Source organism: Marivita sp., from assembly GCF_022763305.1.
Taxonomy (GTDB): Bacteria; Pseudomonadota; Alphaproteobacteria; order Rhodobacterales; family Rhodobacteraceae; genus Marivita.
The window spans coordinates 53,148-65,191 of record NZ_JALEGT010000120.1; the positions used below are offsets into that span (position 1 = coordinate 53,148).

The 12,044-nt window shown below is 63.2% G+C and carries 10 protein-coding genes and 1 tRNA gene; 6 read left to right on the plus strand and 5 right to left on the minus strand.

Features of this window, described 5'->3' with window-relative positions; translation table 11 throughout:
* Window positions 1-64: 64 nt before the first annotated feature.
* Both MRY75_RS20520 and MRY75_RS20525 read left to right on the plus strand, forming a co-directional pair.
* Window positions 65-1,024: an agmatinase gene (locus tag MRY75_RS20520; protein WP_292309841.1), complete on the plus strand. Its 960-nt coding sequence runs from the start codon at window positions 65-67 to the stop codon at window positions 1,022-1,024.
* A 95-nt stretch (window positions 1,025-1,119) separates the two neighbouring features.
* Window positions 1,120-2,271, plus strand: a complete 1,152-nt coding sequence (locus MRY75_RS20525; RefSeq protein ID WP_292309842.1) for a CoA transferase — start codon at window positions 1,120-1,122, stop codon at window positions 2,269-2,271.
* Window positions 2,272-2,611: 340 nt separating this feature from the next.
* Here MRY75_RS20525 and MRY75_RS20530 read toward each other — a convergent pair whose 3' ends face one another.
* Window positions 2,612-3,079: a DM13 domain-containing protein gene (locus MRY75_RS20530; protein WP_292309843.1), complete on the minus strand. Its 468-nt coding sequence runs from the start codon at window positions 3,077-3,079 to the stop codon at window positions 2,612-2,614.
* Window positions 3,080-3,238: 159 nt separating this feature from the next.
* Here MRY75_RS20530 and MRY75_RS20535 point away from each other — a divergent pair, with 159 nt between their 5' ends.
* Window positions 3,239-5,287: an ASKHA domain-containing protein gene (locus tag MRY75_RS20535; protein WP_292309844.1), complete on the plus strand. Its 2,049-nt coding sequence runs from the start codon at window positions 3,239-3,241 to the stop codon at window positions 5,285-5,287.
* A gap of 248 nt (window positions 5,288-5,535) precedes the next feature.
* Here the strand turns inward: MRY75_RS20535 and MRY75_RS20540 are convergent, their stop codons facing one another.
* From MRY75_RS20540 to MRY75_RS20550, 3 genes are all read right to left on the minus strand, one after another.
* Window positions 5,536-5,958 carry a hypothetical protein gene (locus MRY75_RS20540; RefSeq protein WP_292309845.1) on the minus strand — a complete coding sequence of 141 codons (423 nt, stop codon included), beginning with the start codon at window positions 5,956-5,958 and terminating at the stop codon, window positions 5,536-5,538.
* Window positions 5,959-6,130: 172 nt separating this feature from the next.
* On the minus strand, window positions 6,131-6,727 hold the full coding sequence (locus MRY75_RS20545) for an SDR family oxidoreductase (protein WP_292309846.1): 597 nt from the start codon (window positions 6,725-6,727) through the stop codon (window positions 6,131-6,133).
* 30 nt (window positions 6,728-6,757) lie between these two features.
* Window positions 6,758-8,134, minus strand: a complete 1,377-nt coding sequence (locus MRY75_RS20550) for an NAD-dependent succinate-semialdehyde dehydrogenase (RefSeq protein WP_292309847.1) — start codon at window positions 8,132-8,134, stop codon at window positions 6,758-6,760.
* Between the two features lie 132 nt (window positions 8,135-8,266).
* Here MRY75_RS20550 and MRY75_RS20555 point away from each other — a divergent pair.
* Together MRY75_RS20555 and MRY75_RS20560 are read left to right on the plus strand one after the other, a co-directional pair.
* A tRNA-Gly gene (locus MRY75_RS20555) sits at window positions 8,267-8,340 on the plus strand.
* Between the two features lie 124 nt (window positions 8,341-8,464).
* Complete coding sequence (locus MRY75_RS20560) at window positions 8,465-9,394, plus strand: hypothetical protein (protein WP_292309848.1); 930 nt, start codon at window positions 8,465-8,467, stop codon at window positions 9,392-9,394.
* Window positions 9,395-9,406: 12 nt separating this feature from the next.
* Here MRY75_RS20560 and MRY75_RS20565 read toward each other — a convergent pair whose 3' ends face one another.
* The gene (locus MRY75_RS20565; RefSeq protein ID WP_292309849.1) at window positions 9,407-11,203 is read right to left on the minus strand and encodes an SGNH/GDSL hydrolase family protein; all 1,797 of its coding nucleotides are present in this window, start codon (window positions 11,201-11,203) and stop codon (window positions 9,407-9,409) included.
* A gap of 214 nt (window positions 11,204-11,417) precedes the next feature.
* On the opposite strand from MRY75_RS20565, the gene MRY75_RS20570 reads away from it, so the two are divergent.
* Window positions 11,418-12,029: a hypothetical protein gene (locus MRY75_RS20570; protein WP_292309850.1), complete on the plus strand. Its 612-nt coding sequence runs from the start codon at window positions 11,418-11,420 to the stop codon at window positions 12,027-12,029.
* Window positions 12,030-12,044 lie beyond the last annotated feature (15 nt).

The following is a 12,044-nucleotide window of genomic DNA, read 5'->3' on the forward strand; positions in this document are numbered from 1 at the left end:
ATCCGCTCTTTACGCCTGCGCGTCGCTGCCGCAGTCTGACCCCGGATCAACAGGAGCATCCCCCATGGCACATGGATATGAGGCAGGACGTCTGAACCTGCCCTTCACAGGCATCTGCACCTTCGGCCGCAATCCCTATGTGGCAGATTGGAGCACCATCGACGCCGATGTGGCGATCCTTGGTGCGCCCTTCGATGCTGGAACACAGTGGCGCGCCGGTGCCCGGTTCGGCCCGCGCGGCGTGCGCGAGGCCTCGACGCTCTTCAGCTTCGGTCATGCCGGGGCCTATGACCACGAAGACGACGTGACCTATCTTGCTGACGCCCGGATCGTCGATCTGGGCGATGCCGACATCGTGCACACTGACACGGTCCAGAGCCACGCCAATATTCGCAAAGGGGTCGAAGCGATCCGCGCGGCGGGCGCTTTGCCGGTGGTGATCGGTGGCGATCATTCGATCAACATTCCGTGCATTGATGCGTTTGAGGGCGCGGAGCCGTTCCACATCCTGCAGATCGACGCCCATCTCGATTTCGTCGACGAACGCCACGGCGTGCGCAATGGCCACGGCAACCCGATGCGACGCGCGTCCGAAAAGGCCTGGGTCAGCGGCCTGACACAGGTCGGCATCCGCAATGTCAGTTCCACCGCACGTGAAGGCTATGAGGACGCGCGCGCCCGCGGATCGGACATCCTGTCAGTCCGGCAGGCCCGCGCCCTTGGCCCCGAAGGTGTGGCCAGCCGCCTGCCCCACGGCGCGCCCGTCTACATCACCATCGACATCGACGCCTTCTGCCCCTCCATCGCACCGGGCACCGGCACGCCCAGCCATGGCGGCTTTCTCTATTACGATGTGCTTGAACTTCTGCAGCAGGTGGCCAACCGGCACGAGATCGTCGGCGTCGACCTTGTCGAAGTCGCCCCGGATTACGACCCCACGGGATCGACCTCGATCCTTGCGGCGCAAGTTCTGATGAACCTTTTGGGCTTTGTCTTTCATGCGCGGGCACAGCGCGGCACATGAGCGCCACCCACAGGTTTTCGCCGATCTGACACAGCGCTGTTGCAAGCCGCTGTCTGCCTGCGTTCACTTGGGAAAAACGACTCGGCAGGCAAGACATGACAAAACCGCTCTCAGGCATCACGGTCCTCGATCTCACTCATGTGCTGGCAGGACCTTTCTGTTCGATGACACTCGCCGATCTGGGCGCGCATGTGATAAAGGTGGAACGCCCCGGCACGGGCGACGACACCCGCGCCTTTCCGCCCTTCACCAAGGGCAAATCGGCCTATTTTGCCGCGATCAATCACGGCAAGAAATCCATCGCGCTTGACCTCAAGAAAGAGGAAGACCGCGCGATTTTCGAACGTCTGCTGGCCCGCGCCGATGTGATCCTCGAGAACTACCGCCCCGGCGTGATGGAACGGCTGGGCTACGGCTGGGACGATCTGCACGCCCGGTACCCGCGCCTGATCTACGGGGCCGTGTCAGGCTTTGGCCATACCGGCCCCGAGGCCAAGCGCCCCGCCTATGACATGGTCGTGCAGGCGCGCGGCGGGGTGATGTCGATCACCGGTGAGAAAGGCCGCGAACCCGTGCGCGTGGGGGCCTCTATCGGCGATATCGTGGCAGGTATGTATCTGTGCCAGGGCGTGCTGGCAGCGCTGATGGACCGCGAACGCAGCGGGCAAGGCCGCAAGGTGGACGTGGCGATGCTGGACGCGCAACTGGCGATCCTGGAGCACGCCATCGCGATCACCACCGTGACCGGCACGCCGCCCGCGCCAACGGGCGCGCGGCACCCGTCGATTGCACCGTTCGAGACCTTCCACGCGTCGGACGGGCTCTTCGTGATCGCCGCCGGAAACGACGTGCTCTTCGAAAAGCTCTGCGTCGCACTGAACCTGCCGCTGGCCGATGATGACCGTTTCGCCACCAATCCCGCCCGGGTCGAGAATGCCCGCCTGCTCAAGCGGCTGATCGAGGCTGTGACCATCGACAAGACCCGCGCGTACTGGATCGCCAAGCTGGGCGCGGCGGGCATCCCCAGTGGTCCCATTCAGGACGTCGCGCAGGTGATGCGGGATCCGCAGATCCTCGCGCGGAACATGGTGGTGGATGTGCTTGACCGCAACGGCCGTCCGGCCTTCAAGGCGGCGGGAAATCCGATCAAGATGTCCGGTCTCGGCGATCCCACCGTCCGTCCCGCCGCCCCCGATCTGGACGGCGACCGGGGCGAGATCCTGCGCTGGCTGGAAGGCAAGGGCTGAGCCCGATCGGGCGGGCTTGGCACAAAAGATCATTCATCCAGCGTTCGCTGGTTTTTCCAATCCTTAACAGTTGAACGGCACCTTCCTGCGCACAAAAGCTTTTGAGCGGGAAGGGTCACTCCCATGCCGCGACACCAGAACTGACATCGCTCTCATATGCCCCAAGCCGGGGACGACCATGAGAGACCGGTCCAGAAGACCCCTTTTCGGGGGTACAGGTCCCGAAACGCAGGTTTCGGCAGAACGAGAGAACGGTCAGGCCTACGGGGCGGCGCCGCTTCCATCATAAATCCGGTTTCGACATCCTGCCCGGCCTGCCGCGGCGGGGTCGTCGTGCGCGCTACTTGTATTGCCCGGCGGTGATGAATTCGCCAAATGCCTCACACCAGACCACGACCGTGGTGTACGCGCCCACGTCCACACCCTCGGGCACGGCAAGCAGGAAACCCGAAAAGGATTTGACGTCCCCGATCAACACCGCCTCGGACTTGATCGGTTCGAACGCGTCCTCGTGATCGACGAATTCCTTGGTCAGATAGAGCTTGTAATCCGGCCCCGGAGCCAGCTTGCCCTCATGCACGATCTCTTCAGGCGTGACGCTGATCATGCCCTCGCCCCAATGCAGGAAATCGCTGCCCCGCAGGTCGCGCGTCAGCTCAACCGAATAGAGCGCGCGGGACGCCTTTTCCTCGAGCATACCCGCATCGGGCGCAGGGGCGGCTGTCAGGATGGGCAGGATGTAGATCCCCAAAGCAAGCCCTGCGAGAAAGGCCGCGCCATGGGTGATAAGACGGAACAGGTTACGCATGACACACTCCTTTGACGCGTGTCGCAGTGTGACACCCCGGGCGCGCAGCGGTCAACGCTGCACGCCATGCCGCTCTGCATAAAGATTATGACGCAAATCACCTTTTTCCCGACGCGCGGAACGCTATGGTCCGCCTCAACCAAGACCAGAGAGAATCCCATGGCAAATCAAGACCCGCTCGTCGTCTTCACCCCCTCCGGCAAACGCGGCCGGTTTCCGGTCGGCACGCCGGTCCTGACCGCCGCACGGCAATTGGGTGTCGATCTCGACAGCGTCTGCGGCGGGCGTGGCATCTGTTCGAAATGCCAGATCACGCCGGGCTATGGCGAGTTCTCAAAGCATGGCGTCACCGCCAAGGACGGCGCGCTCTCCGACTGGAACGCGGTCGAGGCGCGGTATGACGAAAAGCGCGGGCTGAAGCCGGGGCGTCGTCTGGGCTGTCAGGCCAAGGTGCAGGGCGACATCGTGATCGACGTGCCGCCGGAATCCCAGGTGCACCGTCAGGTTGTCCGCAAGGCGGCCAGCGCGCGGGTGATCGAGATGGACCCGGCCACCCGGCTTTACTACATCGAAGTCGACGAGCCCGACATGCACACCCCCACCGGCGATCTGGAGCGTGTGGCCCGCGCGCTCAAAGACCAGTGGGAGATCGACGACGTCACCTGCGCCTTCCCGGTGCTGACCCGCCTGCAACCTATCCTGCGCAAGGGCCATTGGGCGATCACCGTCGCCCTGCACAAGACCACCGCCACCGCCACGCCGCAGATCATCGCCGCGTGGCCCGGCCTGCACGAAAAGGGCCTCTACGGCCTCGCCATCGACCTTGGCTCCACCACCGTTGCCGCACACCTGACCAATCTCGACACGGGCGAAGTGGTGGCCAGCTCGGGCATCATGAACCCGCAGATCCGCTTTGGCGAAGACCTGATGAGCCGCGTCTCCTACGCCATGATGAACCCCGGCGGCGACATGGAAATGACCCGCGCCGTGCGCGAGGCGATCAACACGCTGGCCGAGGAGATTGCCAAAGAGGCACAGATCGACCCGTCCCTGATCCTTGAGACGGTGTTCGTCTGCAACCCGGTGATGCACCACCTGCTCCTCGGGATCGACCCCGTCGAACTGGGACAGGCCCCCTTTGCGCTGGCCACGTCGAACCACCTCAACCTGACCGCCCGCGATCTGGACCTGACCGCCCTGCCCGCCAGCGCCCAGATCTACCTGCTGCCCTGCATCGCGGGCCATGTGGGGGCTGATGCCGCCGCCGTCGCCCTGTCCGAGGAGCCGGGCAAATCCGATGACCTCGTGCTGATCGTCGATGTGGGCACCAATGCGGAGATCCTGCTGGGCAACACCAGCCGCGTGCTGGCCTGTTCCTCACCCACCGGCCCCGCCTTCGAGGGCGCGCAGATCTCCTCCGGCCAGCGCGCTGCTCCGGGTGCCATCGAGGCGATCCGCATCGACCCCGTCACCAAGGAACCGCGCTTCCGGGTGATCGGCTGTGACAAGTGGTCGGACGAGGACGGCTTCTGGGACGAGACCGCCGCCACCGGCATCACCGGCATCTGCGGCTCGGGCATCATCGAGGCCGTGGCCGAGCTGCGCATCGCAGGGCTGCTCGACCCCTCGGGCCTGATCGGATCGGCGGCGCAGACCGGGACCGACCGCTGCTTTGCCGAAGGCCGTACCAACGCCTACCTGATCCACGACGCCACCGCCGAGGGTGGCCCGCGCATCACGGTCACCCAGGGCGACATCCGCGCGATCCAGTTGGCGAAATCCGCGCTCTACGCGGGCGCGCGGCTGCTCATGGACGAGATGGGTGTGGACGTGGTGGACCGCGTGGTGCTGGCAGGCGCGTTCGGCGCGCATATCAGCGCCAAACACGCGATGGTGCTGGGGATGATCCCGGACGTGCCGCTCGACAAGGTCTCAAGCGCGGGCAATGCCGCAGGAACCGGCGCGCGCATCGCGCTCTGCAATCTGGCCGCCCGGGCCGAGATCGAACGCACCGTGCGCGAGATCACCAAGGTCGAAACCGCCATCGAGCCGCGCTTTCAGGAACATTTCGTCGCCGCCAACGCCATCCCCCACGCCACCGACCCGTTCCCGGAACTGGGAAAGGTGGTGGAGTTGCCCGCCGTCGGCTTCAACACGCAGGGGGACGGGAGTGACGGCGGTCGGGTGCGGCGTCGGAAGCGGGGGTGATTGGGGACCACGCCGTAGGGTGCGTGATTTCACGCACCTTTGTGGGACTTTGAGTTATGGTGCGTGCGAGCACGCACCCTACCAGATCTCTACGCCAGATATTCTGAAACCCGCCGTCGCGCAGCGGCGGCGACGCGTCCGCCCGCCCCATGGCGGGCGCGTTCCGCGCCCACCCGGTCGGACGCTTGCTGTGTGATCGGACGTGGTGACATGGCGTAGGGTGCGTGATGTCACGCACCCTGGATCTGCTAAAATACTTGCGCTCCGGCAGACAGCAGGCGCTGTTGAGGAAAGCCAGCGCGTGCCGCCCCTATGAGACCGGGGCGCTCAAACGTCGCTGACACGTGGGCCAACCGACGTCCACCTTCCAGAAAGAGGCAGGTGATCGCACCGTTTGCAGTCCCATGGTCGCTCTCGAATGTGACGCCAGCGAAGGTGACAAGTGCATAAGTCCCGTCAATGTCGCTGAAGAATGACGGGTTATCCAATGAGATAGAGGTCAGTTTATCAAATCGGCTCACAAGTGCCGTCTCGAATTGGTCAAGACAGGCTTGGCGCTGTGACTTAAATGGTTCGTTGAAAACTGCATCGGGCTGTTTGATCTCGAATGCGCTGACCGAAACCGGCGACGATGACCAAAGTAAACTTGCAATGAGTATGCGTTTCAACATGAGTTTTCCTTTTTACCAGACAAACGTTACGACGCGCAACTCACGCGCGATGCATTCCTTATCGTATCGCTCTGGGTTGATTGAGGCGAGAATGCGAAATTTCAGAGCTTCGCTATGATTTCACGCACCACCCCAACAAAAAAGGTGCGCACAGAAGCACGCACCCCCAATCTCACGCCGACGCCATCAACAGCGTCCTGCCGCGCCACTCCGGGTCATCCACCGCCTGCGCCAGCACATAGGCAACGTCGCCCCGGGCGGCTTCGCCCTGCAAGTCCACGGCATCGCCAAAGACGATGTCGCGCGACCCGTCCTCGTCCGTCAGCGCCACGGGCCGCAGGATGGCGAAGTCCAGCCCTGACGCTTTGAGGTGTTCGTCCGCCTCGTGCTTGGCCATCAGGTAATGCCCCAGCTTGCTGTCGGGGTCCGGGTCGCCCGCCCCCACGGTGCTGAGCATTACAAAGCGCGACACGCCCGAATCCTTGGCCAGATCGATCAGCCGCTTGGCGCCGTCGCGGTCCACCTTGTCGGTCATCTCCGGCCCGGTGCTGCTGCCCGATCCGGCGGCAAAGACCACCACGTCGCAGCCTTCGCAGACGCCCGGTTGCAGGTCGGTCAGATCGCCGAGGCGCGTCTCGGTGCCATTGGGTAGGTCCGAGGTGTCCGAACTGTCGCGCACGAGCGCAATCGGGTGGTGGCCATTGGCCAAGAGGGTTTGGGTCAGGCGCAGGCCTGTTTTGCCGGTGGCCCCGGCGACGAGAATATTCATGGACTTTCCTTTCAGATGGGAGCGGTCGGTTCAGGGACGGAAGATCGCCTTGATGTTCACGAACTCCTTCATCCCGAACCCGCCATGTTCGCGGCCGTAGCCTGAGTCCTTGACGCCACCGAACGGCATGTTCGGGTCCGCCGCGCCAAAGCTGTTGATCCGCACCATACCGGTGTCGAAATGATCACGGGCGAGTTTCACCGCGTGCTCTTCGTCCTGACAGAAGATGCCACCGCCCAAGCCATAACGGCTGTCATTGGCAATGCGCATCGCGTCCTCGTCATCCTCGGCGCGGATCACGGCGGCCACGGGGCCGAAGATTTCGTCGTCATAGGCGGGCATGCCGGGTGTGACATCCGCCAGCACGGTGGCCGGGTAATAATGCCCGGTGTCGTCGCTCGGCGTGCCACCGCAGAGCAGCTTTGCGCCCTTGGTGACACTCTTGGTCACCTGCTCTTTCACCGTATCGAACTGATCCTTGCTCGAAAGCGGCCCAAGCTGGGTGTCTTCGTCCATCGGATCACCCATCCGGATCGCCTTCATCTGCTCGACAAAGGCGTCGACGAAAGCGTCATAGACCGCGTTGGTCACGACAAAGCGCTTGGCCGAAACACAGGTCTCGCCGTTGTTGAAGAGCCGCCCCATGACGCTGGTCTTCACCGCCAGTTCCACATCGGCCTTTTCGAGCACGAGGTAGGCGTCGTTCGACCCCAACTCCAGCACGGTCTTCTTGAGGTGCTTGCTGGCCAGCGCGCCGATATGACGACCTGCGCCGTCGCTGCCGGTCATGGTCACACCGCGCACCAGCCTGTGCGCGATCAGATCGTCCGAGGTGTCGTGGTCGATGACCACCACCTGAAACAGATCCTCGGGCAGACCCGCCTCGATGCACAGCTCGCGCAGGCGCAGCCCGCTGCCCGTGCAGATCGACGCGTGTTTCAGCACGACGCCATTGCCCGCCATCAGGTTGGCGGCCAGCACCCGCACCGGCTGGTAGAGCGGGAAGTTCCAGGGCTGGATCGAGTAGATCACGCCAATCGGGCTGTAGGTCACAAGCCCGTCCTTCTTGCCCCCCGCATGGGAGCGCGGCTCATCGGCGAGTTCGGTCGGGCCGTGTTCTGCGGTGTATTCGAAAATCTGCGCACACAACTCCACCTCGGTCTTGCCATCGCGGTAGAGCTTGCCCACCTCGCGGGTCATCAGCTCTGCCAGTTCATCTGCGTGGTTGCGCAGCGCCTCTGCGATCCTCGTCAGGTGCGGCGCGCGCTCCTGATGGGTCTTGGTGCGCCAGTCGAGGAACGCCGCGTGACACGCCTCGACCTTGGCCAGCGCAGTTTCACGGTCCATCACCTCGTAGCTGGCGATCGGCGTTTCGGTAGCGGGATTGAAGGTTTCCATCTTCGACATGCTGACCTCGATTCTGATTATCGGTTTCGTTGGTCAGGCAACGCGTGGTGGAATGGATCGTTCCCCGGCCTCCCGAAGGCGCGGACCGATCTTGACGCCGCTCGGGACGCGGCGTATCTGGTCTGCCAGAGCGCGGGTATGGTGAAAAGGTATCACGCGAGCTTCCCAAGCTTACGTTGCGGGTTCGATTCCCGCTACCCGCTCCAACCTCTCCGACACATCAACGTTTTGAGCATTTGGCCCAAGGCTGGATTTCTGGCATGATCACGCCATTCTTCGCTGTCCTGCCCCGCAGGCCCCATTGTCAGACCTGATTTCCGGAGACCCGTCATGGTTGCTCCTCCCCGGCCCGTATTTCCAAAGCCCCACAGCCCCGGATGCTGTCGCCATTGCGCCCAGCCGCTTGCGCCCGAGGATGATCCCGCCAAGGCGGAATGCGCCCGTCCGACCTGCGTCACGCGCCGCCAGATCGTGGCCTCGGCCGAGTTGGCACGCCGGGCATTGGCGCGCGACGCCGCCTATCTCGAGGTCAGCAGGCGGCGGGCGCGGCCTGTGCTCAGGGCAGCTGCCAAGGCGGTGGGGCAACCACATCTGGGCAAGATCGCCTATGGCATCGCACCGCATATCAATCGCCCGATCGTGCCCCTGCCCGAGGACCGTCGGGCGGCCTTTGTCGCCCATCTCGACCACGTGATCGAGGAAAGCTATGCCCGGGCCGACGGGATCACCCACACTCCGGCCCGCCCTCAGGAAGACCCCGACTACGTCACGCGGCGCAAGGAAGAACAGCCCGAATCCGGTGTCATCGATGCCAGTTGCATCGCCTGTCAGGGGGAATGTTGCCTCAACGGTGCCGGGAGAATGGCGTTCATCGAGGCGGACACAATCGACTATGTGCGCTGGTCACGTCCCGAGATGAGCCGATCCGCGATCCGCGAGATGTACCTGTCGCAGATCCCCAAGACCTCGACAGAGCAGAGCTGTGTCTATCACGGTGCATATGGCTGTACGCTCGACCGCACGGTCCGGGCCGATATCTGCAACAGCTTCCAGTGCCGCTATCGCCGCGCGCTGATGGAGGCCTATGCAAAGAAGCCGGGCCATGGCGCGGTGGTGGCCGGGCTCTCTGCCGACCATGTCGACAAGCCCTCGGCGGGGGCGGCCGGCCTGCGGGTCGTCACGGTGTCCGAGGACCTCGACGTGCGGGTGCATGACGATCTGCGCCTGCCCGCCCTGCGCAAGGGGATGCCCAAATTCTGATGCCTGTGACCGTCAGACGATGAACGGGTCGTCCACCACGCCCAACAGTTCGATCAGAAACTGACCGCTCCCGTCCGTGGCGGAGGCCAGAGAAAAGGCCTCATCGGCCGCACTCACCGCTGCGGTCAGGCTGTCTGCCGTACCGTCATAAAGCGCCATCACCTCGGTCGCGGCGGTCACGTCGCTCAGCCCGTGGATGGCTGCGAACCGCACACCAAGATCGACCTTGCCGTCCAGAAAGGCGCGGTCCGTCGCTTGCTGATCAAGGAAGGCCTGCGTCGCTCCGTCCGCCGGTTCGGCGCGTGCGCCCTGCAACACGGCCAGCACGAACTTCCCGCGGCTGACCGCGCCGGAGGCGAGCGCCTCGGACCAGAATGCGAACCCGTCATCATCGGGGGCGCGGCCCAGCGTGTTCTCGTAGACGGTCGTGACGAACGCCGCTTCCGGCGCCGTTTCAGGAAATGCCGCCCGCGCCTCGTCCGACTGCGCAAAGGCCTCGGCGATCTCGGTCATCGGCACGCCATTGGCCAGGGCATCCGCCCAGAAAAGCAGGCCAAGGGCATCGGGCGCGCGGTTGAAATAGCTGGCATAGACCTCGGTCAGATCCCGAAACGCCGCACTGCTGAGCGTTGTGCCATCATCGAAACGCGTCAGATCGAACACCGCGCCATCAAAGTCGAGGGTTTCGATCCCCGTCAGAACGTCCGTCCCTTCGGCCCCGCTTCGGTCGGTGATGCGGATGTCCGAGCCCAGCGTCAGCGTGAACTGGTTCTGCGCGCTGTCGAACACCGCGATGTCGTGACCGCCCTCGCCATCCAGTGTGTCGTCCCCCGCCTGTCCGGTGAGCGTATCCGGTCCACCGGTGCCGGTCAGAGTGTCGTTTCGCGCCGACCCCGGCAGGACGTTGCCCGCAAGCGCCGTCAGGTCGAAATTCGCAGCGCGGGCGACCTCTTCGACATAGGTGGCAATGGCGGCGTGACCGGCACCTGTCGGGTGGATGCCGTCCACGCTGAAATAGCTTTGGTCGTCCAGCGGGGCATTGTCGCTGAAAACGTCGCTGGTCACGTTCGAAAAACCAAAGGCGGCGGGATCGTCTTCGAGGTCTTCGACGAAGGCGGCAATGTCGACATAAAGCGCCGACACACCCTCAGCCGAGTCCAGATCCGCCACGTAGGACGAGAGCGTGTCGTTGAATTCGTTCGTCAGGCTGTTCCAGAGCGTCGCCACCAGCGAGCCGGACGGCGCGCGATCGCCGAGGAAGGCACCACCGATTGTCGGCTGTCCCAGAATGAGAAAATTCTGCGCGCCGGTTGCGGTCAGCGTGTGGACCGTCTGCCCGATATTGTCGACAATCGTGGTGTCGAGATTGAGGATGTCGAAAAAATCCGAAATCGTGGCATCCGCAAGGTCGAGAAAATCATTGCCGCCGATCCAGATCACGAAGACGTCCTGATCATCGGGGGCCGGAATGTCACCCGACGCGACAAGGTCTGCAAAGCCCTCGGCCTGCTGAACCGCACCTGGCAGATGGGGCTTGCTGTCGGAATCCGACACTGCGCCGGAATGGGCGAAATTGATCCCGTTCAGGGGCGATCCGCTGAGATAGCCGTCGAAATTCGGGGCCTGACTGATCGACGTCGCACCGGGCGCGATGGCAAGGTCGTTGCGGATATATTCGTGCCAGACCGGCCCGTTCGACGCCCGCCCGGCAAAGTAGATGTCGATGGGCTCCGGTTCGGATTGCACGGCCAGCGCACCGTCATCCGACAGGCTGTCGCCAAAGATGTAGAGTTGACCGGTGCGGGGCATGACTGAAGTTCTCTCCATTGGCGTTGCGATGTCGTTTTGACATGGTAAGTCACACTGGCGCAGGCACAAGGTTCTTTACTGCAGATCCGCCCGGTCACCGCCTGTCACGCCCTATTGCCGAGCCGCAGACTTAAAGAACGGGCCAAAATCTGTTAGCCTTACGATAATTATTTCAAGACTAGCTTTTTGGGAGGAGAACTTGGGACATACATCCGTGAGATCAGACAACTGGGAAGTCGCCGCCTGTGGCAGCGTTGGAGGTGGTCCGGCTCTTACCGGAGGCATTTGGGTTTTTCAGTTTCGCAATCGAAGTTTGAACCAGCGCGCAACCGTAGGCTTTGCTGGTCCGGGCGTGGGCGTTGGTCTCCGTGCTGGAGCCAGTGGTGACAATAATCTGGCGATAGAAGATGACGATTTCATGCCGCTCGACACTGTTGGCCCGATGAGCCTTGACGACCTAAACGGCGCAACAGGCTGGATAAATTCTTTCGATTTTGCTGCCGGTCCGCTTGGGTATGGCGGAATGTTGATCACTGCGAATAATATGCGTGGATCATTGTTCGGATTTCAGCCCGTCCATAGTCCCGCAATTGGGTTGGCCGGAAGCGTGAACTTCTGGACAGTCGGTGTCTGGGGAATATCCCTGAATTCGGGAATTAGGCCGTATCTGATTAAGCGCGAACCGATGGGACAGAATCTGCCCCCTTGGACACGGATCAAATGCCGGGTCGCTCAGCAAAGCATCTCTGTCGGGCTCGGAGCTAGGGTCCATTACCACTACGATGCACCGGTCCCGATGCCGGGGGAAAGCGTGATGACACCTTGATGCCCGCCGTTCGCG